Annotated in this window: 22 protein-coding genes, 6 tRNA genes and 1 riboswitch; of the genes, 15 read left to right on the top strand and 13 right to left on the bottom strand. The window is 44.6% G+C overall.

Annotated elements, in window-relative coordinates; all coding sequences use genetic code 11:
* Positions 1–268: 268 nt before the first annotated feature.
* Positions 269–1,519 carry an aminoacetone oxidase family FAD-binding enzyme gene (locus T472_RS06910; protein ID WP_023387789.1) on the bottom strand — a complete coding sequence of 417 codons (1,251 nt, stop codon included), beginning with the start codon at positions 1,517–1,519 and terminating at the stop codon, positions 269–271.
* A 181-nt stretch (positions 1,520–1,700) separates the two neighbouring features.
* On the opposite strand from T472_RS06910, the gene T472_RS06905 reads away from it, so the two are divergent.
* The 7 genes from T472_RS06905 (at position 1,701) to T472_RS06875 (ending at position 2,752) form a co-directional block, all read left to right on the top strand.
* A complete protein-coding gene (locus T472_RS06905; protein ID WP_023387788.1) occupies positions 1,701–2,087 on the top strand; it encodes a CoA-binding protein in 387 nt (128 codons plus the stop codon).
* A gap of 130 nt (positions 2,088–2,217) precedes the next feature.
* Positions 2,218–2,292 (top strand) — tRNA-Glu (locus T472_RS06900).
* Positions 2,293–2,309: 17 nt separating this feature from the next.
* Positions 2,310–2,385, top strand: a tRNA-Val gene (locus T472_RS06895).
* 13 nt (positions 2,386–2,398) lie between these two features.
* Positions 2,399–2,475 (top strand) — tRNA-Asp (locus T472_RS06890).
* 33 nt (positions 2,476–2,508) lie between these two features.
* Positions 2,509–2,584, top strand: a tRNA-Val gene (locus T472_RS06885).
* Between the two features lie 13 nt (positions 2,585–2,597).
* Positions 2,598–2,674, top strand: a tRNA-Asp gene (locus T472_RS06880).
* 3 nt (positions 2,675–2,677) lie between these two features.
* A tRNA-Thr gene (locus tag T472_RS06875) sits at positions 2,678–2,752 on the top strand.
* 365 nt (positions 2,753–3,117) lie between these two features.
* On the opposite strand, the gene T472_RS06870 is transcribed toward T472_RS06875, so the two are convergent.
* The 5 genes from T472_RS06870 to T472_RS06850 all read right to left on the bottom strand — a co-directional run bounded on the left by T472_RS06870 (position 3,118) and on the right by T472_RS06850 (position 7,119).
* Entirely contained in the window at positions 3,118–4,101 is a 984-nt protein-coding gene (locus T472_RS06870; protein WP_023388672.1) for an ATP-binding protein, read from the bottom strand.
* Between the two features lies 1 nt (position 4,102).
* Entirely contained in the window at positions 4,103–5,053 is a 951-nt protein-coding gene (locus T472_RS06865) for a DnaD domain protein (RefSeq protein ID WP_023388673.1), read from the bottom strand.
* Between the two features lie 35 nt (positions 5,054–5,088).
* A complete protein-coding gene (locus T472_RS06860; protein WP_023388674.1) occupies positions 5,089–5,910 on the bottom strand; it encodes an MBL fold metallo-hydrolase in 822 nt (273 codons plus the stop codon).
* A gap of 176 nt (positions 5,911–6,086) precedes the next feature.
* Positions 6,087–6,536 (bottom strand): hypothetical protein, encoded by a 450-nt coding sequence (locus tag T472_RS06855; protein WP_023388675.1) that lies wholly within the window; start codon positions 6,534–6,536, stop codon positions 6,087–6,089.
* Positions 6,537–6,579: 43 nt separating this feature from the next.
* A complete protein-coding gene (locus T472_RS06850; protein WP_207643956.1) occupies positions 6,580–7,119 on the bottom strand; it encodes a hypothetical protein in 540 nt (179 codons plus the stop codon).
* Between the two features lie 388 nt (positions 7,120–7,507).
* Here T472_RS06850 and murA point away from each other — a divergent pair, with 388 nt between their 5' ends.
* From murA to T472_RS06815, 7 genes are all read left to right on the top strand, one after another.
* The gene (gene murA / locus T472_RS06845) at positions 7,508–8,767 is read left to right on the top strand and encodes a UDP-N-acetylglucosamine 1-carboxyvinyltransferase (protein WP_023388677.1); all 1,260 of its coding nucleotides are present in this window, start codon (positions 7,508–7,510) and stop codon (positions 8,765–8,767) included.
* A 10-nt stretch (positions 8,768–8,777) separates the two neighbouring features.
* Complete coding sequence (locus T472_RS06840; RefSeq protein ID WP_023388678.1) at positions 8,778–9,560, top strand: MBL fold metallo-hydrolase; 783 nt, start codon at positions 8,778–8,780, stop codon at positions 9,558–9,560.
* Between the two features lie 22 nt (positions 9,561–9,582).
* Positions 9,583–9,777 (top strand): CxxH/CxxC protein, encoded by a 195-nt coding sequence (locus T472_RS06835; RefSeq protein WP_242864775.1) that lies wholly within the window; start codon positions 9,583–9,585, stop codon positions 9,775–9,777.
* Positions 9,778–10,281 carry an SEC-C metal-binding domain-containing protein gene (locus tag T472_RS06830; protein WP_023388680.1) on the top strand — a complete coding sequence of 168 codons (504 nt, stop codon included), beginning with the start codon at positions 9,778–9,780 and terminating at the stop codon, positions 10,279–10,281.
* A 292-nt stretch (positions 10,282–10,573) separates the two neighbouring features.
* On the top strand, positions 10,574–11,113 hold the full coding sequence (locus tag T472_RS06825) for a hypothetical protein (protein ID WP_023388681.1): 540 nt from the start codon (positions 10,574–10,576) through the stop codon (positions 11,111–11,113).
* A 3-nt stretch (positions 11,114–11,116) separates the two neighbouring features.
* Positions 11,117–11,563, top strand: coding sequence for a 23S rRNA (pseudouridine(1915)-N(3))-methyltransferase RlmH (locus tag T472_RS06820; RefSeq protein WP_023388682.1), 447 nt, complete (start codon positions 11,117–11,119; stop codon positions 11,561–11,563).
* 50 nt (positions 11,564–11,613) lie between these two features.
* Positions 11,614–13,620 (top strand): LTA synthase family protein, encoded by a 2,007-nt coding sequence (locus T472_RS06815; protein WP_052011770.1) that lies wholly within the window; start codon positions 11,614–11,616, stop codon positions 13,618–13,620.
* Between the two features lie 164 nt (positions 13,621–13,784).
* Here the strand turns inward: T472_RS06815 and T472_RS06810 are convergent, their stop codons facing one another.
* From T472_RS06810 to T472_RS06780, 7 genes are all read right to left on the bottom strand, one after another.
* Complete coding sequence (locus T472_RS06810) at positions 13,785–14,936, bottom strand: iron-containing alcohol dehydrogenase (protein ID WP_023388684.1); 1,152 nt, start codon at positions 14,934–14,936, stop codon at positions 13,785–13,787.
* A gap of 604 nt (positions 14,937–15,540) precedes the next feature.
* Positions 15,541–16,899: a PFL family protein gene (locus T472_RS06805; RefSeq protein WP_023388685.1), complete on the bottom strand. Its 1,359-nt coding sequence runs from the start codon at positions 16,897–16,899 to the stop codon at positions 15,541–15,543.
* Between the two features lie 17 nt (positions 16,900–16,916).
* Positions 16,917–17,186 carry an ACT domain-containing protein gene (locus T472_RS06800; protein ID WP_023388686.1) on the bottom strand — a complete coding sequence of 90 codons (270 nt, stop codon included), beginning with the start codon at positions 17,184–17,186 and terminating at the stop codon, positions 16,917–16,919.
* A 102-nt stretch (positions 17,187–17,288) separates the two neighbouring features.
* Positions 17,289–17,373: riboswitch (glycine riboswitch) on the bottom strand.
* 121 nt (positions 17,374–17,494) lie between these two features.
* Positions 17,495–17,824 carry a PTS sugar transporter subunit IIB gene (locus T472_RS06795; protein ID WP_023388688.1) on the bottom strand — a complete coding sequence of 110 codons (330 nt, stop codon included), beginning with the start codon at positions 17,822–17,824 and terminating at the stop codon, positions 17,495–17,497.
* A gap of 15 nt (positions 17,825–17,839) precedes the next feature.
* On the bottom strand, positions 17,840–19,276 hold the full coding sequence (locus T472_RS06790) for a glycoside hydrolase family 1 protein (protein WP_023388689.1): 1,437 nt from the start codon (positions 19,274–19,276) through the stop codon (positions 17,840–17,842).
* Positions 19,277–19,344: 68 nt separating this feature from the next.
* The gene (gene celB / locus T472_RS06785) at positions 19,345–20,703 is read right to left on the bottom strand and encodes a PTS cellobiose transporter subunit IIC (protein ID WP_023388690.1); all 1,359 of its coding nucleotides are present in this window, start codon (positions 20,701–20,703) and stop codon (positions 19,345–19,347) included.
* Positions 20,704–20,788: 85 nt separating this feature from the next.
* A complete protein-coding gene (locus T472_RS06780; RefSeq protein ID WP_023388691.1) occupies positions 20,789–21,115 on the bottom strand; it encodes a PTS sugar transporter subunit IIA in 327 nt (108 codons plus the stop codon).
* Between the two features lie 215 nt (positions 21,116–21,330).
* On the opposite strand from T472_RS06780, the gene T472_RS06775 reads away from it, so the two are divergent.
* A complete protein-coding gene (locus tag T472_RS06775; RefSeq protein WP_023388692.1) occupies positions 21,331–24,009 on the top strand; it encodes a sigma-54-dependent transcriptional regulator in 2,679 nt (892 codons plus the stop codon).
* The last annotated feature ends 65 nt before the right edge of the window (positions 24,010–24,074 follow it).

Raw genomic sequence — 24,074 nt, 5'->3', positions numbered from 1 at the left:
AATGGAGCAGAGCTAATAGCTGGAAAGAATGACGACATACCAAGAATCAATGGTGCTATCATTGGTGTTTAATTTGCAGACCCCGTTGCCAGGTACTACTGCCAACGTCCTGGCACTCCAATAAAAAATACTAAGGGACTGGGACATTGAGTCACTTGAACGATGATCCCGGACCCTATAGTAATTGCAACTCCAAATCCATATATAGACTGAAGGAAGCCCATGCTGTTACTCGCCTTGCAGCTGGGCTTCCTTATTTCGTATGGATTTACTTTTTTGTCAGGTTTTTCATTTCAATATCCTCTAGTACGGAATGGGCTGATGACCATGCCCACTGCAGGTTGTAGCCACCGCAGGCGCCTATGACATCAATTACCTCACCGGTGAAATATAGGTTAGGGATCTTTCTTGATTCGAGAAAGTCAGTAAGCTCATTTGTGTCAACTCCTCCATATGTGCCCTGTGCCATATTGAAGCCCTGGGTTCCGGTAATTGCAAATCTCCAGTCCTTCATAATCGATGCCAATCTTGAGAAGCAGGAGTAATCAATAGCCATGGAAGCGCTTGAGGGCTTGTCTGCGCCGCTTTCCTTCAAGAGTGTTGAGATCATCTTTGAATTTATGACTCCCTTCAGAAGGTCAAGTGCGCTTCGTGAACCGAATAGCGCGAGCCTTTCGGCAATCATGTCTCTTACCGTCGATTGTTCCATTTCAGGTAGAAGGTCAAGGCTTATTGTAAGCTTTCTGCCATCTGCTAGAAGTGGTCCAGCGAACCTGGAAAGCTGCAAAATAGGAGGGCCAGATATCCCGTAATCAGTGAACAGGAACTCTCCGAACTCAGTTTGGATTTTTTCCAATCCATCGTAAAGGGTTCCGTAGCCATCGAACTTGATGCCGCTGAGAGCTTTGATGTTAGGATAGTCCAGCTTTAGCTGTACAAGCACCGGAACCGGCGCTAAAACGTTTATACCAAGATTGCGAATGACTTTGTACATCGAGCCGTCTGACCCGGTAGAGGGCATTGAGGCGCCACCACTGGCTATTACAAGAATTTCACATCCGAATGATGATGACTCGGTTTCTACAGTGAAATTTGACTCGTGGTACACGGACTTGACTTTCTCCTCCAGGTAAACGGAAACGCCTTTTTCCATAAGGGACATTCGCATGATATCCACAACCGAGGATGCCTGAAGGGACCGGGGGTACATCTTACCCTCTTCAAGGGTAACAAGTGGAAGTCCCAGGGTGTAGAAATATGCTTCAGCATCAGAACTGCCATACTTTTTGAGGGGTGAATAATTATAGTTAGGATTATGAGATGAATACATGACAGGATTTCCTGCAAGGCTTGAGTTATTTGATATGTTACATCTACCATTGCCGGTGGTCAGCAGCTTCTTTAGGATTCTGTCCTTTGACTCAATAATTGCTACATCATGTCCATAGTCCTTGAGAAGGAGTGAAAGAAAAACACCGGATGCACCGCCGCCTATAATAATGATCTTATGCTTTTTCATAACTTACCTCGCTGTCCAGGTTTCCCTGTAATGAGTTAATGATAGCAAACCAGGGTGAAGGAGTAAACAAATGTGACATCCGGTGTGGAAGTAAAATGTCAGAAAATGTTCACTATTATCCGATTCAGGAAATGTATAATATAATCATATCGGTTATCTGATTTGGAAGGAAGTGCTGTAAATGGATGACAAGTGGTATGAAGCTGAGGATCTGATGGAGTTTAAGAACTGGGTTGTTGCTGGAAATGTCATGGAACCATATAAGTACGCATTCAGGATAATGAATGCTCTATTCAGGAATGGGTATAATGTTCATGGACTTCATCCATTGGATATACATGAGGATGTTGCAAGGAACTTCTCTGAGATAAAGGATAAGGTTGATGTCCTTAACCTGTGTGTAAATCCTGAGAGAGGCATTGAAATTGTCAAAGACGCCAGAGCCCACGGAGTTGATAAAGTGCTTGCACAGCCCGGGGCAAGAAGCAGCGAGATAGAAGAATACTGCAGGAACAATGGGATGGCATATGTTGAAGGCTGCACTCTTGTTGAGCTTGGCAAGCTTTAAAATAAGACCAAATAGTTTCTTAGGTTTTATAAAAAATCAGTTGACAGCATTCCTAAAATTGGGTATTATAGTCTTTGTCAGGTTAAGGCCTGTTAAACATGCGTGAAAAAAGTAAACAAATTTATGACGCGGCCCCTTGGTCAAGCGGTCAAGACACCACCCTTTCACGGTGGTAACAGGGGTTCGATTCCCCTAGGGGTCACCATTTACTTTCTTCATTCTGGGAGCATAGCTCAGCTGGGAGAGCATCTGCCTTACAAGCAGAGGGTCACAGGTTCGATCCCTGTTGTTCCCACCATTTTATTTAATATGGCCCAGTGGCTCAGATGGTTAGAGTGCCGGCCTGTCACGCCGGAGGTCGAGGGTTCGAGTCCCTTCTGGGTCGCCAATTCAATTTTCACAGTAATACTGTGATAAGCATGGGAGCATAGCTCAGCTGGGAGAGCATCTGCCTTACAAGCAGAGGGTCACAGGTTCGATCCCTGTTGTTCCCACCATTTTTCTTAATACGGCCCAGTGGCTCAGATGGTTAGAGTGCCGGCCTGTCACGCCGGAGGTCGAGGGTTCGAGTCCCTTCTGGGTCGCCATATGCTGGTGTGGCTCAATGGTAGAGCAGCTGACTTGTAATCAGCAGGTTGATGGTTCGATTCCGTTCACCAGCTCCACAAAAATACCAAAGCGTTTTAGCTTTGGTATTTTTTTTGCATCTTTTCATAGCCCTATCAATAGCTATAAAGAGTGCCGGAATTCTGCAACAATCCACAAATATGTGGATAAGTGTGGATAACCTGTGACTAACTAACAAAATATGTGGATAAGTCCAAGTGAAATTAGCCCAGACTGATTATTGAAAACATTGACAAGACTGGTAGTATTGCATTTGGATATACTAAATAGTGTGTATTAGGTTGAAATATACTACATATTGTAAGAGCGTGTTAAATATAATGTAAACGAATTACAATATTAATACTATTTATTTGGTTGTGGATAATATGTATTTACAGCGAAATTGAGAAGGACTCTGGATTTAGCCCAGAGCCCTTCTTTTTTCCGCATTTATCTTTATTCTCAGGTCATCCCCGGAAAACTTGTAAAGTGTGAAGTCGCCCATAAGCCTTGAGAAGATCCTCTCCTGGTACTTTGACTTCAAATTGTCGATTGTAAGGTTTGTGGATATCAGCATTTTCTTCTTTCTCAGTAGCTTGGTGTTGATGAAGTTGAACAGTTCTACCTTGGCGAATTCTGTTGTAAGCTCTGTTCCAAGGTCATCGATAATAAGCAAATCGCAGTTCATAAGAACATCCATGAGTTCATCATTGTCATTGAACTTTATGTCCTTAAGGTTTTGAATAAGAGAGTCTGAAGTCCTGTATACAACGAACCAGCCCTTATTGAGAAGTTCTCCTGCCATGCATGTGGAAAGGAAAGTTTTACCGACACCAGGATTACCATAGAAAAGAAGGTTCTCTTCAGTCTTTTCAAAGTTCTGTATATAGTTATAGACTGATTCGAGTATGGATTCTATGTTTTTTCTGGGGCTTGGATCCTCGCTTGAAGAATTGGAGTAAAGGTCGAGTCTGAAATCCTTGAAGGAATATTTCTTTATCATATCATTGAAGTCAGAGTTCTTATAGTATAGATTCACGAGCTTCTGCTTATAGCAGTTGCATTTTGAAGCACCTACATACCCTGTATCAAGGCATTTGCTGCATCTGTGCTGAATACTGAGGTAATCCGGACTTAGTCCTCTCTCGACGAGAGCCTCCATCTTTTCACCTCTGAGCTCGATTATCTCAGATTTTAATCTTTCAAAGGTTTCCTCACGGTTATCCTTTTGCTTGAAGTTCAACATAGCAAGTTCCAGGCTGAGCCTGGCGATCTTCTTTTCTATGTCGACAACACGGGGCATATTCTGTTCAGCCCATCTTTTTCGTTCCAGCAGGGCATTGCTCTCTTCCTGTCGGATTTTTTCATACTCTTCCATTATCAGAAAATGGTATCCTCTTATCATTCTACTCCCTTCCCAGTAGCTTCTTCTCGAGCTCGCTGTAGTCGTACTCTCTTTCAGTGAAATCTGAAGTATCCTTTCTGCCTGGTTTGCCCTTTGCCTTAGGTGGCTTCTTCCTTGAATCCACTTCCTCAGGGGTCTTTATGTTCTCTTCGTTCCATGATCGTAATATCGCATCGATGTATTTCAATTCACCTTTACCGAGATTGTTGAAGCTGATATCACATGCCTTTAATATCATCTCTGTCGAGAATGAATATGTGTTGAACCATTTGTCCAGAAGGTCTTCTTGTGGCTTCATGATTTCAGCTTCTTTCATTCCGAGATATGTGAGGACCTTACGGTAGTTCGACCATTTGTCTTCATGCTTCCTGATGTTGCTTTGTGCAAGCGCGACGGTGTTGATACCAAGAGAGTGCCAGTTGATTGCGACCTTCTCCATATATCTCAAGTCAGACACACCCCTATTAAGACAATGCTGGACAAGCAGCATGACTACCTCTCCTGGGAATGAATATTCGGATTTAAAGGACAGGAAGGTATCCATCTCACGTGTGCTTAGAGGCCTGCCCATCATAGACTCGATTTCCATGAGCATTCCATCTGAATATTCCTGCGCGGTCTCTGTTTTTGCCGATGGTACTGCTGGTCCCTTGCTTTCAATTTGGCTATTCAGCTGGATGGATAGGTTTCCTGCGGCATCTATTGTCTTCATGCTTATAAGACCTTTCTGATGCCAGTACTCCAACGCCTTTAGAACATCAGTCTCAAGAAGCCCAAGAGTGTCTGATAGAAAGGATGTGGTGACTCCAATCTCACCAGTCTGCATGTATCTGACAAGCATTATATAGACCTTAACGTACTCGCCGCGGGCTGCAGGCATGTACTCGTCGACAAAAGTGGCACTTAATGGAACGAAAGCATAGTTTTCTTGTTTGAGCATGAGAGTAGTCATTTATATCTCCTGATTGGGATTATTTCCCATATATATTAAGGTCTTGGCAACGTATATGTCCTGCCGATTTCTCCGGGAACGACTCTTGGGTCGGATAAACGCATCGACTTAAGTTTAAACAATGTATCCTCATCATCATCAAGTGCAAATTGAAATGCCTGATAGTGAATCGGGAAAAACAGGCCTCCATTCATGCGTTTGAACATCCTGTAGGCATCATCGGGGCTTGAATGCATATAGCTCAGGGATTCCGGAAGGTAGTTTCCAACAGGTAGAAATGCAATCGAACATTCATTGCCAGAAAGTACTTCAGTATATGCGGTATCACCCATTACTATTATGCTTACTTTATCGTACATTATTTCATAACCATTGGTGGGCTTTAGCCTTCCTTTGTAATATCTTCTGCCGTCATGGGAAAGCTCGACTGCCCTGACTATGATGTTACCCTCAGTATAGGTCTCACCATGCCTCAGCTCTGTTACGTTCAAGAAACCCTTTGAAATCAAGGCTTTGCCGTATCCAGTGGGTACGATTATCCTGGGATTGCCTTCAATACCTTTGATTGACCTTTTGCTGTAATGGTCCATATGCTCATGGGATATCAGTATGAGGTCTGCACAGTTGTGATTACGGGAATCGAGTATGTACTTCCTCCTGAAAAAAACGAAGCCATTCTCAAATACAGGATCTGTGATTATCCTGATTCCGCCTATGTTCATCGACACGGTCGAATGCCCGAGCCAGTTGAAAGAGTTTTCTTCAAGCGGTTCAGGTATTATTGTCCTCCTCTTCCTAAAAAACATGGTCAGGTTCAATTTGATCAGATGATAAAGAAATCTGTTTCTGTTTTCCATTGGTTCCTCTTCCATATTCTTATAGTCACAATTGTAACAGAACTGCCTTGAAGAAAAATTTGTTCCTGCGAGAACACCTGATTTCAGGTAACTGTCTGCTCATATCCCGGCAGCTCTCTTCTCATCCTCTGATAATAGAATAATAAAAAAGCAGACCGGACAATTGATTATGCCGGTCAGCGGATTTTTTCTAACTCCCCGGCAATCTCCTCTTGTGTCAATCCAAGAGACCCTGCCAACATAAGCATGTCTTCCAGGAGATTTTCATAGCTGTCACTTGTAGGAGACATGAACAGTTCGTTTACATTGATAAACAGATTTATAAGCTGGGTGGTTATATCTACTTCGCTAACTCTCGGTTCACAGGAGCTCATGGCTGAGTCTGTTTCCTTACCAAGGAACAGAACATATTCAAGGGAAAGGGCAAAATATCGAATTATCTCTTCCCTGACAGGACCTTTCCTAATCGATTGAGGCGAAGCTGTTATCGTTGCGCTCGATAACGCACCGAGCAATGTAAGCAGCCGCAGGTAAGATTTCTTCCTTATATTGGAGGGGATGTCCAATGATGGCAATTCATCTCTCTTGATGCTGACTGGTTCGGATAGCAATTTCTTGAGGTTCATGTCACTACCTCCAAGCATCCAGCTTTTTAACGAGCAAATGACTTCATATTATATTCGGATCTACAAGGTCAAAAACAGTATAAACTGATTCCTTCTTGAAGTTCAGGTTCTTCCATAGCTCGAACCTATCCACCCTGAATAACTTGTCGTCTCCAGCTTTGAGCACGGGTTCGATTTTGTCCAGTTCCTTAGCCCGTTCTCCAGAAAACAGCACCAGCTGAGCCGCATTTTCCACGGATTCTTCAGTCCTTACCTTGAATCCGTGGAGACCAAGCATGGTATTGAACTTTCTTGAAAGTCGCTTAAGGTAGCCGAAATTGACAACCTCCAGACCGATGGTCTTGTTGTCCTCATCAAAAACCAGATTGCCTTTGACATCGATCCTGAAATATCGGATAGGCTTTATCATATCCTTCAGGATCTGCTCAAGCTTTGCCGGGTCCGGATCTTCAATGACCTCCATGATCACTCCATAATAGGAGGTCTTTTTTTGGGGGCGGAGTTTCTTAACCAGATTCCGGGTTGCATTTTCAATGATTTTTCCGGAGTTGCGGTCAAGCAGTGCAACTAGATAGTACTTCATATAATGGGACCATTACAGCATGTGCATGATCCCTTCACCTCGCTTCCAAGAATGTCGTAGTGATTATAATTTCTTCATATCTTTGATGTAAAATCCATTTGGTGGCTTTTTGGATGCCAAAGTTTGGATTTAATTCCAGTAGAATAATTATATCATAAATCGAAGGTAAAGAGGATTCATTCGGTACCTTGCAGTATCCTGGGCTATGTTTGGATTCAGTGATTACTGTAAGTATAAAATGAATTTTTTACAGCGTTACTTTATGCTATAATATAGTGGTTATAAAAAATGGGCTGACCATGTACACAGGTCGGATTGTATTGATGATCACTGACAAACAATGGATATGCGGGCTTTATAAGCAATGATTGAATATGAGGGTGAAAAAATGGAGAAACTTGTTGTCAGAGGCGGCAAAAGCCTTTATGGGGAGATTGATACCAGTGGTGCAAAGAATGCCGCTGTAGCGATACTTCCTGCAACTATAATGGCATCTGAAGGTGTATGCGAAATTGAAAACATACCGGATATTGACGATGTTAATTGTCTTGAAAGGATCATCGAATCACTTGGCTGCAAGATCAACAGAAGCGGAAGCAATGTGACTGTAGATGCAAGAGGCGATATCAGAAAAATTGCAGATACTGAAGATGTAAGGAAAATGAGAGCATCCTACTACCTGATCGGAGCTCTGCTTGGCAGATTCAAGGAAGCGAGAGTTGAACTGCCAGGTGGATGCGCTATAGGAGTAAGACCTATTGACCAGCATATCAAGGGCTTTGAGGCACTTGGAGCTGCAGTCAAGATGGAGCATGGGTCAATATATGCCGTTGCTGACAGGCTTATTGGTGCAAACATATATTTTGATGTCGTTTCAGTAGGTGCGACGATCAATGTAATGCTTGCGGCATCACTTGCTGAAGGACAGACAATACTTGAAAATGCCGCGCGAGAGCCCCACGTGGTTGATGTAGCAAATTTCATGAATACAATGGGTGCGGACATCAAAGGTGCCGGTACTGATGTCATAAGGATAAATGGAGTAAAGTCACTGAAGGGATGCTCGTACAGTGTCATACCTGACCAGATCGAGGCGGGAACATACATGATAGCAACTGCCGCCTGCGGTGGCGAAGTTAAGGTAAAGAATGTTATTCCCAAGCATCTGGAATCCATATCAGCAAAGCTTATTGAGATGGGAGTATCCATAAAGGAATATGATGACTATGTAGTTGTAACATCAGACAGGTCAAAGCTCAAGGCTATAAACATAAAGACCATGCCGTACCCTGGATTTCCTACTGATGTCCAGCAGCCAATGAGCGCTCTCATGTGCATTGCCAAGGGCAGGAGCATCATAAACGAGAACATCTGGGAATCAAGGTTCAAGCATGTTGATGAGCTCAAGAAGATGGGCGCCAGCATAATGGTAGAAAGCAGGACGGCTATCATCGAAGGTGTTGAGAAGCTGACAGGCGCAGTAGTAAGGGCGACTGACCTCAGAGCTGGTGCGGCTATGGTAATAGCAGCACTGATGGCAGAAGGGAAAAGCGAAGTGCTGGACATTGAACACATAGACAGAGGCTACCCTCATATCGAGGATAAATTCAGGAAACTGGGAGCCGATATTACCAGAGAGAAGTGCTAGGAGTGTTAGAATGATATTTTGCTCCCTATATAGCGGAAGCAGTGGAAACAGCATATTCACCGGTTCCGAAAGGACAAGGATCCTTATTGATGCAGGTCTGACCGGGAAGAGCATAATAAGTGCACTGGAGAACATAGGGGAGAATCCTTCTGAACTCAATGGCATTCTGGTTACTCATGAACATATAGACCATACAAAAGCCATAGGGATATTATCGCGCAGGTTCAATCTGCCTGTCTATGCCAACGCAAAGACATGGCAGGCAATGCAGGCAAACATAGGAAAAATCAGCGAATCGAACATCATGGTATTCGACAGGCCATTCACAATTGGAGACCTTGAGGTATCAACCTTCAGAGTGCCTCACGATGCAGCGGCATGCGTAGGGTATACGATAAGCGATGGGAAAAAATCGGTCAGCGTCGCAACTGATATGGGTGTTTTCACTGAAGAAATCCGGCTTGGAATAAAAGACTCAGACCTTATACTTTTGGAAAGTAACCATGATATCGAGATGGTAAAGTTCGGACCTTATCCTTATCCCTTGAAGCGCAGAATTCTTGGTGAGCTGGGGCATCTTTCAAATGTTGATTCGGGTTTGGCTGCCCTGGAGCTGCTGAGGAACGGAAAAAAGAAGATAGTGCTGGGACATTTGTCAGGTACTAACAATGTTCCAGAGTTGGCATACAAGACCGTGGAGAACATCCTGATCGAAGGTGGCCTGAAAATGGGGGCAGATGTTGACCTCTCCCTTGCAAGCAGGATAAGGCCTTCGAGCTACAGCGAGGTGTAAGATGCAGGAAATATTCTGTTGCATGGACCATTCAGACATTGCGATTGATGATTTTGTAAATGAATATGAAACATTTCCGATAATGGAGACTTCAGGAACGTCCAAATGCGATTATTGTATGAATGTTGCTGAATATGTGCTAAAATTACCGGCTGACCATAATATTGCTGATGCTGGAAATCAAAATAGAAGTAATGATCAAGGAGAGATTGACTAAATGAGCTTATACAAAGATTGGAACGACATGGTAGTGGATTTTGTTCAGACAAAAGGAGAAAAGGCATTCTGGGATGTCTACTCAGACATCGAGAAGAGGATATACGAGGACATACTTTCGAATGGCAGCGAGAAGTTCACATATACAATGAAAGGTCTCGCTGAGAAGGTCGACACGACAGTAGAGTTTGCAATGGGATTTACAGACGGAATCAATGATTCCCTAAGGAATCCGCTAAACCTTGAGGAGCTTGGAGCAGAAGATGAAGTCGAGCTTGATATTGATTTTGAAAAGCTCTATTTCAATATGCTTGATGCGAAGGCAGAGTACCTTTACACGATAGGCTCATGGGAAAACCTCCTGAGCGCTGAAAAGAGGGAAGAGATCAAAAAGACATGGAAGAATTCCAGAACAGTGAAGAATGAGGTTAAGATTGGAAGGAATGACCCATGTCCATGTGGAAGCGGTAAAAAGTATAAGAAGTGCTGCGGAAAGGCATCATAATATTTTAAGCATGAGACCCCGGCAACGCCGGGGTCTCATGCTTAAGTGAAGTATATCTAAAAGATACAAGAGAAGCCTTCGTGATGGCAGGTTTAATATTGGACTAAAATATTGATTTCAGTAATAAATAATTGAAGATATCTCCAAAAACTGAAAATTTCATTAAATTATCCGAATTGAAACCATTTTATGTGGCAATAATATTAATATGAATATGATGCGGAGGGAGAACCTCAAGCAAAGTAATGTGCTGATCAGCGATAATGCCATTGGCTGAAAGGGTGACCCCTTTATGAAGAAACGCGCTGTTTTCATAGCAGCAGCCTTGTCCCTGTTCATTTCATCATGCGCACTTGGAGATTCGGTCAGCCTCCTGGAGGTTAGGCAGAAGACATTCAAGGACGCCTCCGGAAGTTTCACTGTTGAAGCCACGACAAAATGGAATGAAGACCAGAGGCTGCATGAGGAGTCGAGGCTTTCACTGGCAAATACCGATGAAAGCGCATATTTTATCTCGCTTCTCGACCACAAGTCTGCATTTTCAAGCGAGATGAATCTCAGACTGTATTCGGAACTCGCTGGGGAAGCTACAGCAGAAGGACTTCAGGATGCTATTACTGATGGCATGGATAGAATAGCGGTCAACGGCATGGTTGGATACGAGTTTACCATAACAGGGATGATAGAAGGGGTAAGGATCACTTACATGTTTGTCATTATTGAGGATGCTGAGAACTTTATTCAGCTGGTCATTTGGAGCAGCGAGAAGATGATCAGTGAAAATCGGCTCGAGTATATGAAGATACTGACATCATTCGAAAGGATAGATTAGTAATTGGAAATCAGGCTATTGGCAGTCGGGAAGCTCAAGGAAAAATACCTCTCTGCTGCACAGGAGAGTCTGCTGACGGAAATCTCAAAAAGGCATAAGGTCAGGCTATTTGAGATCAGGGACGAGAAGACAATTGATGGAGCAGGTGCCAAAGAAGAGGATCGGGTCAGAAATATTGAGGGTCAGAGAATCCTTTCAACAATTAAGGAAAAGGGCAGAGTCATTGTCCTTGATGTCAGCGGGAAGAAAGTGGATTCAAATTATTGGTCGAAGAAGATAAGGGAAACTGATGAAGAACATGGACTGCTCTATCTGGTCATAGGGGGCAGCCTTGGAATATCGCAGGAGGTGCTGAAGCTTTCTGATGAGAGGGTAAGCTTTTCCAGGATGACGTATCCACATCAGCTTTTCAGGATAATGCTTTTAAATGAGATTGCAGCAGCAAGATAAAAGGTTACGGCAGTATGTATGAAAAAATCAGAAATAAAAGAGGTAATTTGATGAGAAGAAAAAAGAGATTAGCCCATGCGTCCCACGGAAGCACACTTGAAGGACTTGACCTGCTTGTTTATATCCTGTTTTCCGTGTTCTACATGGAGCTGATACTAAGGTTCAACACTTCGGAGAAGTTCATATCCATAGGACTTTTGTACTCACTTCTTTTTTCATTGTCGCTCAGTGCAGGAGTATATCTTATAGCGACTCTGTTCAGGGACAAGGCAAGAAACTTCATAACATCATTCGCACTAATAGCACTGGGGTTATTATTTTCTTCCCAGCTGATATACTTCAAATTTTTCAAGACATTCTATACGGTATATTCCGCAGGGAATGGAGCCACAGTGATGGAGTTCATGAATGATATAGTCAATCAGGTGGTAAGGAATATTCCATGGCTGATTGCAATATTCCTGCCTGCTGTTGCATATGCGGTTTTTTTCAGGACGAAAATCAGCTCATACAGGATGTCAGGAGTGGAAAGGGCTTTGATTGCAGTTCTTATCCTCATTCCTCATGTGCTTGCCCTTGGCGGGATATATATAGGCGACAAGGAGCAGAATTCTGCATATGATGTATATTTCAAGACCAATTATCCGATTGCATCTGTTGATAATCTAGGGCTTTTTACAACAATGAGGCTTGACCTGAAAAGGACGATCTTCGGATTTGATCCTGTTATCGATGTTCCTATAGTAGAGGTTCCTGCCAAGGAAAATGAGCCGGGACCGACTGGTCCGACAACTCCGACACCGACTGAGGAGCCTGTGAAGCCAGTTGAGTACAACGTCATGGATATCAACTTTGATGAACTCATTGCTGGTGCGGGAAGCGATACAGTCAAGAAGATGCATCAGTATTTTTCCACACTGGAACCTACTGCAAAGAATGACTACACTGGAATGTTCGAAGGCTACAATCTTATACTCATAACTGCAGAAGGCTTCTCGAAATATGCGGTTGACAAGGATGTGACCCCGACTCTCTACAAGATGCAGACAGAAGGATTCAACTTCACGAACTTCTATAATCCTATTTGGGGAGTTTCCACTTCAGATGGCGAATATGTTGCTACAACAAGTCTGATACCAAAAAGCGGTGTCTGGAGCTACTATAAATCAGGCAGCATATACATGCCTTTCGGAATGGGGAACATGATGTCCCAGTACGGATATTCAACCAGGGCTTACCATAACCATACCTACACCTACTACAAGAGAAACATTTCCCATCCTAACATGGGCTATGATTACAAAGGTGTCGGTAATGGACTCGATGTAAGGAAGACCTGGCCGGAGTCTGACATCGAGATGATGGAGAAGACGGTTGATGACTTTATAAACGATGAGAAGTTCCACACATATTATATGACTGTAAGCGGACACATGATGTATACATTTGACGGTAACTTCATTGCGGCAAAGAATAAGAGCCTGGTTGAAAATCTTCCGTATAATTCAAGCGGAAAAGCTTACATGGCGACTCAGATAGAGCTGGACAGGGCAATGGAGTACCTGCTGGAGAGGCTTGAAGAGGCTGGAGTAGCAGACAAGACTCTTATAGCGATAAGTGCAGACCACTATCCTTACGGACTTGAAGAGAAGGACCTGAACAATCTAGCAGGCCATACCGTTGAGAAGAACTTTGAACTTTATGAAAGCAGCTTTATACTCTATGCAAAGGGAATGAAACCAGAGACCATCGACAGGCCGGTATCCAGCCTGGACATCATTCCGACCATAAACAACCTTATGGGTAATGAATACGACTCAAGGCTCCTCATGGGAATCGATGCCTTCTCGGATACTCCTCCGCTTGTCATATTTTCCAACAGGAGTTTCATATCAGACAAGGGAAGGTATAATTCAACCACGAAGGTCTTCACTCCAAACGACGGGGTGACGGTAGAAGAGGATTACAGAAAGAATATTTCTGCTCTTATAGACAGGAAGTTCACATATTCAGCTCTGATTCTTGACACAGATTACTACGCGAAGGTTCTGAAATAGAAATATAGTGAGGTGCTTGAGAGACTGAGGTTTCAACAGCACCTCATTACCATTTCCGGGGAATTATGTGTGACATGCTGATAATCACTGCATATTATAGTCAGATATGTTAGAAAAAGCCACTTTGCCGATCGACAAAGTGGCGTATACATATATGCCTGGTATTACATTGCTTTTCTGAAAAGCTCGATTACCTGCTCGAGTGTAGCAAGTCTTGGGTTAGTAAGCTGGCATGCATCCAACTTAGCGTTCTTTGCCATTACCTCAAAGTCTGCTTCCTTGACATTTAGCTTAGACAGTCCATCCGGGATTCCGACAGCCTTTGACAAGGTCTTTATGGCTTCAATTGCTACCTGGCCTGCATCATTGACTGAAAGTCCGTCTACACATTCACCCATTGCAACTGCTATGTCCCTGAACCTGTCTGCCTTGGCGAGAAGGTTGAATTGAGAGACAACAGGAAGAAGGATTGCGTTGCAAACGCCATGTGGAAGGTTGTAGAATCCGCCAAGCTGATGGGCCATTGCATGGACATAACCAAGGCTTGCATTGTTGAATGCCATACCTGCCAGGAACTGTGCATATGCCATCTTTTCTCTTGAGACCATATCAGTTCCGTTAGCAACTGCCTTAGGCAGATACTCTGCAATCAGCTTGATCGCCATAAGTGCTGCTGAGTCGGTTAGGGGATTCGCTATAGTGGAAACGTAGGCCTCCACTGCATGTGTAAGCGCATCCATTCCAGTTGCCGCTGTTAGTGAAGGAGGCATTCCAGCCATAAGTTCAGGATCATTTATGGATACTTTGGCGGTTACTCTCCAGTCTATGATAGCCATCTTTACCTTTCTGGAAGTATCGGTTATTATACAGAAGCGTGTCATTTCTGAAGCGGTACCTGCTGTAGTATTTAATGCAACATATGGTACGAATTCATTCTTTGAAACATCAACGCCTTCATAGTCCTTAATGCTGCCGCCATTTGAAGCGACAAGACCTATACCCTTGGCGCAATCATGGGAGGATCCTCCTCCGAGTGATACAAGTGAATCACATTTGTGCTTTTTCCATGCCTTCAATCCTGCTGCGACATTCAGGTCTGTCGGGTTTGGCTCAGCTCCGTCGAATACGACTGCTTCAAGCCCGGCTGCTTCGATAATGCCTTTGACCCTGTCGGCCATTCCGAACTTTGCCAGCATTGCATCAGTGACTATAAGGACTTTCTTTCCTCCTAGTACCTTGATCTTTTCACCGACTTCGTTGACTGTTCCAGCTCCGATAAGATTGACTGTTGGGATGAAATACGCGCTTACTGACATGCTTCTACCTTCCTTTCAAGTAAAGTTTATTGAGATAACAGTTACATGAAGAATATAACATGATGTAAACGTAAACAGAAGATGGGAAAAGCATATATATTCAGGAAGGTCGGTTAAAAAAATGTCTAAATGAATATATATACATAAAATAAGAATTAAAATGCGAATGTATGCAAATAGAAGTGTGCGTCCAAAAGCTTATGGAAAAGCATTATCATCTGCAGGCGGAAAAATTTTCAAATCTAATTTGTTAATGAAAAAATAAACAGTCTTCAAGGCCTTGGAATGGCTATTTTATGCCATTCTTAGAATCTATAAAGATGGTCAAGCGTAAATTCGCAATATTTGAATATTTAAACAATAAAAAAGTAAGTCAGACCAATAATTGTTCCATTACTGGGCAATGAAATCAGATTATTTCAAGTGTGATTTCGTGATAATGTGCCAATATATGACATAAAAACGCCGAAATATCAGATGCGGATGAAATAGTCGCAATTATCAGGAATCAGTTTATCAAAGGCCTGTTTAGAGTGTATCAAACGAGAACAAAAAGCACCACCCGGTAATAGTATGCCAGGTGGTGCGTGTGTTCCATTATGGGTCAGTTTTTAAAGCTGTGGACCGGTGCAGGAATCCTGCCACCGCGGTTTATGAAGTCTGCGCTTGAGAATCTACTTACCGCCATAACTGGTGCTGTTCCCAGAAGTCCGCCGAACTCTACCGAATCGCCTACTTCCTTTCCGAAGACAGGTATTATCCTGACTCCTGTAGTCTTGTTGTTTATAACACCTATGGCAGCCTCATCAGCGATTATGCCTGATATGGTTTCAGCTGGAGTGTCTCCTGGAACCGCAATCATATCAAGACCAACTGAGCATACGCAAGTCATCGCTTCGAGCTTGTCCAGTGAAAGTGCCCCTGTCACAACAGCCTCGATCATTCCCTCATCTTCGCTTACAGGTATGAAAGCTCCGCTGAGACCTCCAACATGGTTTGCTGCCATGATTCCGCCTTTCTTGACCGCGTCATTAAGGAGGGCAAGTGCTGCAGTTGTTCCATGACAGCCCGTCCTCTCCAGTCCCATCTCTTCGAAGATCCTGGCTACGCTGTCACCGACTGCAGGGGTAGGAGCCAGGGAAAGGTCTACTATTCCGAACGGGAATCCAAGTCGTCTTGAAGCCTCCGTTGCAATCAGCTGACCCATCCTTGTTATCTTGAAGGAGGTCTTCTTTACGGTCTCTGCAAGAACATCAAAGCTTGATCCGTGGACCGACTCAAGGGCTTTCTTTACCACACCCGGTCCGCTTATCCCAACATTTATAACACATTCAGCTTCGCCTACACCATGGAATGACCCGGCCATGAATGGATTGTCCTCGACTGCATTTGCAAATACCACAAACTTTGCACACCCTATGCTGTCGTTGTCCTTGGTTAGATAGGCAGTCTTCTTTATTATGTGCCCGAGGTCGCGTACAGCATCCATGTTGATGCCGCTCTTCGTGCAGCCTACGTTTACTGATGAACAGACCTTGCTGGTTGAGGCTAAGGCTTCAGGTATCGAGTTCATGAGTATCCTGTCGCCTTTTGTGTAACCCTTCTGGACAAGTGCTGAAAATCCACCGATGAAGTTAACCCCCAGGGTATCAGCTGCCTTATCAAGTATCCTTGCATATTCAACATAATCATTGTCATCTGATGCCTGTGCGACCAGTGATATCGGAGTTACTGATATCCTCTTGTTGATTATCGGGATTCCGTATTCCAGCTCCAGGTCTTCTCCGACTGATACAAGCTTCTCAGCATATCTGGTGATCTTGTCGTATATCTTCTGTCTGGACCTTTTGCCATCGCTGTCGCTGCAGTCAAGGAGGGAAATACCCATTGTTATGGTTCTTATATCGAGCTTCTCCTGCTCGATCATGTTTATTGTCTCCATTATGTTCTGGTAGTTAATCATATGATTGCCCTCCGGTGCTAAAGCTTGTGCATTGAGTTGAATACGTCCTCGTGCTGTATCTTTACAGTAACACCCAGCTTGTCGCCGGCATCATCCAGCGATGACTTAAGGACCTTATAGTCTGTTGACATTCCTTCCAGGTCTACAAACATTATCATTGTAAAATACGACTCCACTCTGGTCTGGATTATGTCAAGCACATTTACATTGCAGTCCTTAAGGACGGATGTGATGCCATGGATAATGCCGACCCTGTCTTTCCCGATTACGGTTATGAACGCTTTCATTTTCTTCCCCCTCGCTTCATTTGAATAAAAAAAAGACCCAATCCACGATTCGGCCTACGATAAGCAGATGGTAATGAAAGGCAAGCTGAAGCTGCCTTTGTTCCATCATCCTCTGTCCTTTTACCTGAGAGTTTCGCCATTTGGCTTTCCCCTTCGGTGCTCAATGAGTCTCTCCAGAGGCTCGTCCGACTACGGTCTGTATAATCCCGCAGCCATCAACCGAACTATTGATTTATATGGAATTATAGCATATCAGAGGGTACAGGGCAAACACGAAATCCGGCACATAAGCGCCGGATCTGAAAGTGTCATACGGTATGTTCTTCCTTATGCTTCTTGTATAGCTTTATTGCCTGGACCAGTACTTTAGGGCCGTTGCACATGCCATAGTCAACTGAATCAATTACTTCGACAGGGATGTTGAGCTTTTCCCCTTTTTCCTTCATGTCTCCCAGCTGGAATCGGATCTGGGGTCCGATTAGGGCAACATCAGCCTTTGAAAGGTTCCTGTCGACAGCATCAGTTGATACTGCCCATATTTTCGCTTCGAAGTTCTTTTCAGCCGCATATTTCTCCATCTTGGTTACCAGAAGGCTCGTTGACATTCCTGCGGAACATATAAGAAGTATGTTGAGCATTTTTTATTCCTCCATTTACTTGTATTCAAATTCAAAGTTCTCTGCTGTGAAGGTCCTCGAATCAGTGACGCTCCTGAACCATCTTCCGGATTTCTTCATTCTCCTGTTCCTGTTGTCTTCAAGGTCGATTTCCACAAGACCGTACCTGTTCTTGAATGCGTTCTGGGGAGACACGTTGTCAGTGAAAGCCCAGAGCATGTAGCCGATACAGTTTGAACCTTCCTCAACTGCCTTTAGGAGCCACTTCAGGTGTTCGCTTATGAAGTCTATGCGGTAATCATCCTGGATCACTCCGGATTCATTCTTGTTCAAGTGTTCGTTCTCAACACCCATTCCATTCTCTGCGATGAACCATTCAATATTTCCGTATTCATTCTTCATCCTCATTCCGAAATCATACATTATTTTCGGGAAGATCTCCCATCCTCTGTGAGGATTCATTTTCCTGCCTTGAAGGTCGTGGTGTTCATAGTATTTCTTTGGATGGAAGTATGTTTCCGACCATCCTGACTCTCTCGCCTTGACCCTGACAGGCTGGTAGAGATTGATACCGATAAGGTCGACTGTGTTTTCCCTTATTGTATCAATATCCCAGTCGTTATGGTCGAAGAGGCAACCGTTTTCTGCCAGTATGTCTGTAAGCTCTTGAGGAATAGTACCCTTTATGGACGGGTCAAGGTATATCCTGTTGAAGAATAGGTCGAACATTTCAGCTGCTTCCACATCGTGGGGTGCTGCGCTCCGTGGATAGCATACCTCAGGGTTGAGGATGACTCCAATCTTTCCGCCATCCGAATTGAAGCCTTCTTCCCTGTAGATTTTGCAGGCGGCTGCTGTTGCAAGGATCTTATGGAAGTTCCATTGCATTGCGGTCTTTGTGTCCTGAATGAAAGGCCATCTTACGCTGTCGAGATAGATCCTTGTCTGCACAACTATCGGTTCGTTGAATGTCATGAAGTACTTTACCTTGCCGGAATACCTTTTGAAGACCTCCCTGGAATAGCCTGCATAGAGGTCGACAACATGTCTCGATGCCCAACCGCCGTACTTTTCGAATAGGTAGGCTGGCAGTTCATAGTGTTCAAGGCATATCATCGGCTTTACTCCGCTTGAGATGAGGGTATCTATCAGGTCGTCATAGTATGCGGCAGCCTCTTCGTTGACAGTATTGTTCTCATAATCCTCGATGAACCTGGACCAGTCGATGGATGTCCGGTAGCAGTCAAGTCCGGCTTCCACCATAAGTGCGGCATCCTCCCTATAGCGGTTGTAAAAGTCAGTTGCAATTGTTGGACCATAACCGTTATGCCATAATTCAGGTGTCTTTTTGTACCAGAGGTCCATATAGGAATCCTGGTGGGGCTTCTTTCCGGTCCAGCCCTCTGTCTGCCATGCTGATGATGCAGCTCCAAGCATGAAACTGCCTGGAATGTTGTATATTCTCTTGCTCATTAGATAACTCCTTTTAAGGACAGATTAAATGGTGGCAGGAGGCTGCTTCTAAGGCAACCCCCTGAAAGTCAAATTGCGTTCAGATCCAGATCGAGGTCATCCTCAGTCTGAAGAGACATATTTTCCTCTGCAAGCTTCTGCTTGTCCCAAAGCTTGATGAATGGGATGTAGATCACTACAGACAGGGCTATTGAAAGGAGCTGAAGCACTACTGCCCTTATGTCGCCGTTTGTTGCCAGGAAGCCTGATATTGGTGCAGGGATGGTCCATGGTATTGCAATTCCTGCAGGCTTGCTCACAAGGTCAAGTGCCATGGCAGCGTAGCTCAGGATACCCATGGAAAGGTTCGAGAGTACGAAAGGAATCATCATTATCGGATTCATAACTATCGGTATACCGAATATTATTGGTTCCGATATGTTGAATATTGCAGGTCCCAGGGCGAGCCTGGAAAGAGTCTTCAGCTGGTTCGACTTCGCAACGAGCATTATGGCAATCACAAGGCCTATTGCCGCACCGCAACCTCCGATATTTACGAAGTTGTCATAGAACTGCTTGGTGACTATGTTAGGAAGCGCGGTACCTGCTTCGAGAGCAAGCCTGTTGGCATCCATTGCTGGAAGAAGGACGGAATCCATGACTCCGAAAACTACCCTTGTACCGTGAATTCCCAGTGACCAGAAGAACATGTACATGAATATTGTTGCGATCATTCCCCAGAAGGAGAGGCCTACCTTAGCCATTGGAGCGCCTACAAACTTCATGATGAATGTAAACACAGTCTGGTATGACGTAGCTTCAAATCCGAGTCTTATAAGGAAGAACAATGTTATGATTACGACACCCGGAGTTATGGCAGCAAATGACTTTGAAACAGCCGGAGGAACAGAGTCTGGCATCTTGATGACCCAGTTCTTCTTGATTATGAAAATAAATATTTCTGTAGCCAATATGGCTGTGAGTATGCCTACGATAAGTCCGCCAGCCCCGAGGTTGGTCATTGGGAGGACCCTGCCTAGGTTAAGCACAGTGCCGTCCTTAAGTGTTGCGTTGCTTACGGTGACAACCGGTACCAGCAGCATGAATGCTGCGAGTGACAATGCTCCGGCCGATACACCGTCAACATCCTTGTCACGGGCGATCTGATATGAGACTGAAAATACTGCAAGGAGCGTTACGATGTCGAAGGTTACCCTTACAGGATAGAGAAGCTTCGACGTAAATCCCTGACCGAATACTGAGTTTATGAAAGAATTAATTGCAGGTACCGGTATGTTTCCAAGGATCATGAATATTGAGCCTACGATGATAAGGGGCATTGTTACGGCAAGTCCGTCACGAAGTGCCCTGATATGTCTTTGCTTGGCAATCTTAGCGGCAGATGGCATAATTTTTTCTTCCAGAAACTTCATAAATTTGTTTCCCATTTTATCCTCCTGAGATTTGTTTTTTTTCGTAAGCACATTTCCCTGGCGCCTTCGGTCGATGTGCTGGAGATTGTGTTTCATTTGCTTATCCGAGCTTTTCCTTCAGGGAGTTGACAAGGTCATAGACATCCACGATTTCTCTGGCAAGGTCTCTGACGGTGAGGGCATTCATGAAATGGTCCTGAGCATGAACCATAAGCAGGCTGAGTTCAGTTGAGTTCCCAGCAGCCTCTTCCTGTATCAGGGCAGTCTGGATTTCATGTGCTTTCTCGAGCGATTCTCCGCTCTTAGTAAGAAAATTCCTTGCCTGAGCCATTTCACCTTTCTTTGCAGTCCTGATGGATTCCATGGCGTAGCTTTTGGCGTCGCCTCCATTCATTATGATGTTGAATATGATCGTCTGATTGTCCATGTCATCTTCCTTCCTTCTTCATTAGGTTTAAACCTGGTTTCGCTCAATATATAGCAAGACCCGTGCCAAAACACATCCAGTAAATGGGAAACATTGGAATCAGGCCATTTGGTAAGAACTGGCAAATATTATCGAAACAGATTGGTCAATGTGTTTTAATTATTATCAATCCCTATTATAATATACTCATTGAAAATGTACACATGGAGGCAATGATGAAACGGATTGAACTCATATACGAAAAGCTTTCTTCAGCCGGCAAATCCGGAATCACCGCGCAGGATATAGCTGAGAGCCTTGGGATAACTAGAGCCAATGCCAGCTCTGACCTGAACAGGCTGGTGACTGAGGGCAGGGCGTCCAAGGCTAAGGGTAAGCCGGTGGTGTTCCACAGGCTCGATGTTTCGCCCGTACAACATGTGATGGAGCTTGACCTGTTTTCCAAGAGGAATCCAAGCCTGTATTCCGCTGTAGAGCAGGCGAAGGCGGCGGTAATGTATCCTCCCCGGGGAATGGGCATGCTGGTACTGGGAGAGACCGGTACAGGAAAGTCCATGTTTGCGGAACTCGTTTCGGGTTACGCGAGGGATATGGGTAAGGTTGCAAAGGATGCACCGTTCATAGTATTCAATTGCGCGGACTATGCAAACAATCCTCAGCTGCTTCTCGGTCAGTTGTTCGGCACCAGGAAGGGCGCTTATACCGGTGCCGTTGAAGACAGGCCGGGACTGGTCGAGGCGGCGGATGGAGGGATGCTTTTCCTCGATGAAGTACACAGGCTCCCTCCTGAAGGTCAGGAGATGTTCTTTACGTTCATTGACAAGGGGACCTACAGGAGGCTAGGCGAGACCGACAGGGAAAGACGCTCGGATGTCCTCATAATATCGGCGACTACAGAGAATCCTGAAACGTCCCTTCTCAAGACCTTCACAAGAAGGATACCTATGGTCATAAGGATTCCAAGCCTTATGGAAAGGGGCCTTGAGGAGCGCTTCAACCTTGTCAGGAACTTCTTCATCGATGAGTCTGTAAGGCTCAGCAGGGAGATCAGGGTATCCGTGAACACCATGAAGGCCTTGTCCGGGTACCACTGCCCGAACAATATCGGGCAGCTAAAGACAGATATCCAGCTGGCATGTGCAAAGGCCTATATTGACTGCATGAGCGGAAAGAAGGAGCAGCTGTCCATAAGCACAATGGACCTGCCTCAGCATATCAGGCAGGGTCTCTATTCAGAGACAGAGCACAGGCAGCTGTGGAACAAGCTTGTAGGGATAAGCAGCAGATATTTCGTTTTCCAGCATACCGATAATCCCGAGATAATAAGGACGTCCGGTGAGGATGATTCAATCTACGACATGCTTGATATCAAGATGCATGAACTCCGCAGCTCAGGGCTCAAGGAGGAGGAGCTTGAAGCAGAGCTTGAAAAAAGCATAGAGGACTACTTCAAGGACTACATACACAGCGTTTACGAGAAAAGGGACCTGAAGACACTGGAAAGTCTGATCCAGCCTGATGTAATCAGAGCAGTCGACTCGCTGGTTGATTATTGTGAAAACAGTCTCTCCGTAAAGCTAGAGGAGAAGATATACTACGGACTCGCCGTTCACATATCAAACTCGATAGACAGGGTGAGGAAAAATCAGAGGATAGTCAACCCCAGGCTTTCTGCCATCAGGAACCAGCACAGGCGTGAGTTCAACTGCGCGATAAATGCGCTGAAGATAATAGAAGGCGCATTCGACCTGCAGATGCCCATTGATGAAGCGGGCTTCATCGCCATGTTCCTTGCATATGACAAGGAATCCTACGAAGGCAATGAAAACAGGGTTAAGGTCATAGTCGTCGCACATGGACCGTCTACGGCCACATCAATGGCTGAGACAGCAAACACCCTGCTTGGCGAGAATTACGCCATCGGGATAAATGCTCCGCTTGATGAGAAGCCTCTCCAGATAATCAGAAGGATCAAGGACTTCATAAAGGATTCAGGAATAAGGGAGGATATTTTATTTCTGGTCGATATGGGATCACTGATGTCATTCGGCAGCGAGCTCGAGGAGGAGCTGGGGATCCGCACGAAGACACTGCCGCTTGTATCCACTCTTCATGTTCTGGAAGCCACAAGAAAGGCGATTCTTGGATACTCACTTACAGAGGTGTATTCAGAAACCAGGAGAGTGAACTCGCTTCTTGACGAAAGCGAGCAGGATAGCGGCATGTCCAATGATGAAGGCAGGCTGGCAATAGTGACTGTCTGCACCACCGGTGAGGGTGGAGCCCTTACAGCGAAAAATCTGGTCTTAAAGAAGCTCAAGATAGACAAGAATCTTGTCGAGGTAATACCTGTAAGCTATTCCGGTGAAAAGGACACCCTTGATGAGATCAGAAAAATTGAATCTGAGAGAAGGATTGTATTCATTGTCAGCCCGTTCAGGCTTCGTGGTGAGTTTCCGGTATACGGCCTCGATTCACTTCTTTCAGGAGAGGGTATCTCTGCTCTGCAGAAGCACATAGACCAGGAGATGACTTACATAAAGATGGGATATACGCTCGAAAACCAGCTCAAGATGGTTGACGGACTTTCTGTCCTGAAGGATGTCAAGCTGTTCAACAGCGAGGTTGAGAAAGGTCTTTCAATCAAGATGCCGACAGACATCCTGATTGGTGTGACATTCCATGCGGCATGCCTGATCGACAGGCTTACCGCAAGCGAGGAGACCAAGGCATTCAGGGACAAGAAGCAGTTCATATCAGGCAACAGAAGATTCTACAATGCGGTCAGGAAGGCATCACTGCCTTTGATGGAGAAGTATGACATAGACATTTCTGATGACGACATCTGCCGCCTCATGAGCTTTTTCATGAGCAAGCAGCCTGACATCTCTTAAGGACTGCCAGGGAGAAAAGAGTTTTTCACCGATTAAAGTTGACAAGACAGCTGTATATGCTACAA

Origin of the sequence: Youngiibacter fragilis 232.1 (assembly GCF_000495435.3) — a bacterium.
In the GTDB taxonomy this organism is placed as follows: domain Bacteria; phylum Bacillota; class Clostridia; order Clostridiales; family Clostridiaceae; genus Youngiibacter; species Youngiibacter fragilis.
Note: the sequence above shows the minus strand (reverse complement) of the source record. Positions and strands in the feature narration are given on the sequence as shown.

Coding starts and splice junctions, on each gene's coding strand:
- T472_RS06910 (WP_023387789.1), bottom strand. CDS start 1,519: ATGAAAAAGCATAAGATCATTATTATAGGCGGCGGTGCATCCGGTGTT.
- T472_RS06905 (WP_023387788.1), top strand. CDS start 1,701: ATGGATGACAAGTGGTATGAAGCTGAGGATCTGATGGAGTTTAAGAAC.
- T472_RS06870 (WP_023388672.1), bottom strand. CDS start 4,101: ATGATAAGAGGATACCATTTTCTGATAATGGAAGAGTATGAAAAAATC.
- T472_RS06865 (WP_023388673.1), bottom strand. CDS start 5,053: ATGACTACTCTCATGCTCAAACAAGAAAACTATGCTTTCGTTCCATTA.
- T472_RS06860 (WP_023388674.1), bottom strand. CDS start 5,910: ATGGAAAACAGAAACAGATTTCTTTATCATCTGATCAAATTGAACCTG.
- T472_RS06855 (WP_023388675.1), bottom strand. CDS start 6,536: ATGAACCTCAAGAAATTGCTATCCGAACCAGTCAGCATCAAGAGAGAT.
- T472_RS06850 (WP_207643956.1), bottom strand. CDS start 7,119: ATGAAGTACTATCTAGTTGCACTGCTTGACCGCAACTCCGGAAAAATC.
- murA (WP_023388677.1), top strand. CDS start 7,508: ATGGAGAAACTTGTTGTCAGAGGCGGCAAAAGCCTTTATGGGGAGATT.
- T472_RS06840 (WP_023388678.1), top strand. CDS start 8,778: ATGATATTTTGCTCCCTATATAGCGGAAGCAGTGGAAACAGCATATTC.
- T472_RS06835 (WP_242864775.1), top strand. CDS start 9,583: ATGGACCATTCAGACATTGCGATTGATGATTTTGTAAATGAATATGAA.
- T472_RS06830 (WP_023388680.1), top strand. CDS start 9,778: ATGAGCTTATACAAAGATTGGAACGACATGGTAGTGGATTTTGTTCAG.
- T472_RS06825 (WP_023388681.1), top strand. CDS start 10,574: ATGAAGAAACGCGCTGTTTTCATAGCAGCAGCCTTGTCCCTGTTCATT.
- T472_RS06815 (WP_052011770.1), top strand. CDS start 11,614: ATGAGAAGAAAAAAGAGATTAGCCCATGCGTCCCACGGAAGCACACTT.
- T472_RS06810 (WP_023388684.1), bottom strand. CDS start 14,936: ATGTCAGTAAGCGCGTATTTCATCCCAACAGTCAATCTTATCGGAGCT.
- T472_RS06805 (WP_023388685.1), bottom strand. CDS start 16,899: ATGATTAACTACCAGAACATAATGGAGACAATAAACATGATCGAGCAG.
- T472_RS06800 (WP_023388686.1), bottom strand. CDS start 17,186: ATGAAAGCGTTCATAACCGTAATCGGGAAAGACAGGGTCGGCATTATC.
- T472_RS06795 (WP_023388688.1), bottom strand. CDS start 17,824: ATGCTCAACATACTTCTTATATGTTCCGCAGGAATGTCAACGAGCCTT.
- T472_RS06790 (WP_023388689.1), bottom strand. CDS start 19,276: ATGAGCAAGAGAATATACAACATTCCAGGCAGTTTCATGCTTGGAGCT.
- celB (WP_023388690.1), bottom strand. CDS start 20,703: ATGGGAAACAAATTTATGAAGTTTCTGGAAGAAAAAATTATGCCATCT.
- T472_RS06780 (WP_023388691.1), bottom strand. CDS start 21,115: ATGGACAATCAGACGATCATATTCAACATCATAATGAATGGAGGCGAC.
- T472_RS06775 (WP_023388692.1), top strand. CDS start 21,331: ATGAAACGGATTGAACTCATATACGAAAAGCTTTCTTCAGCCGGCAAA.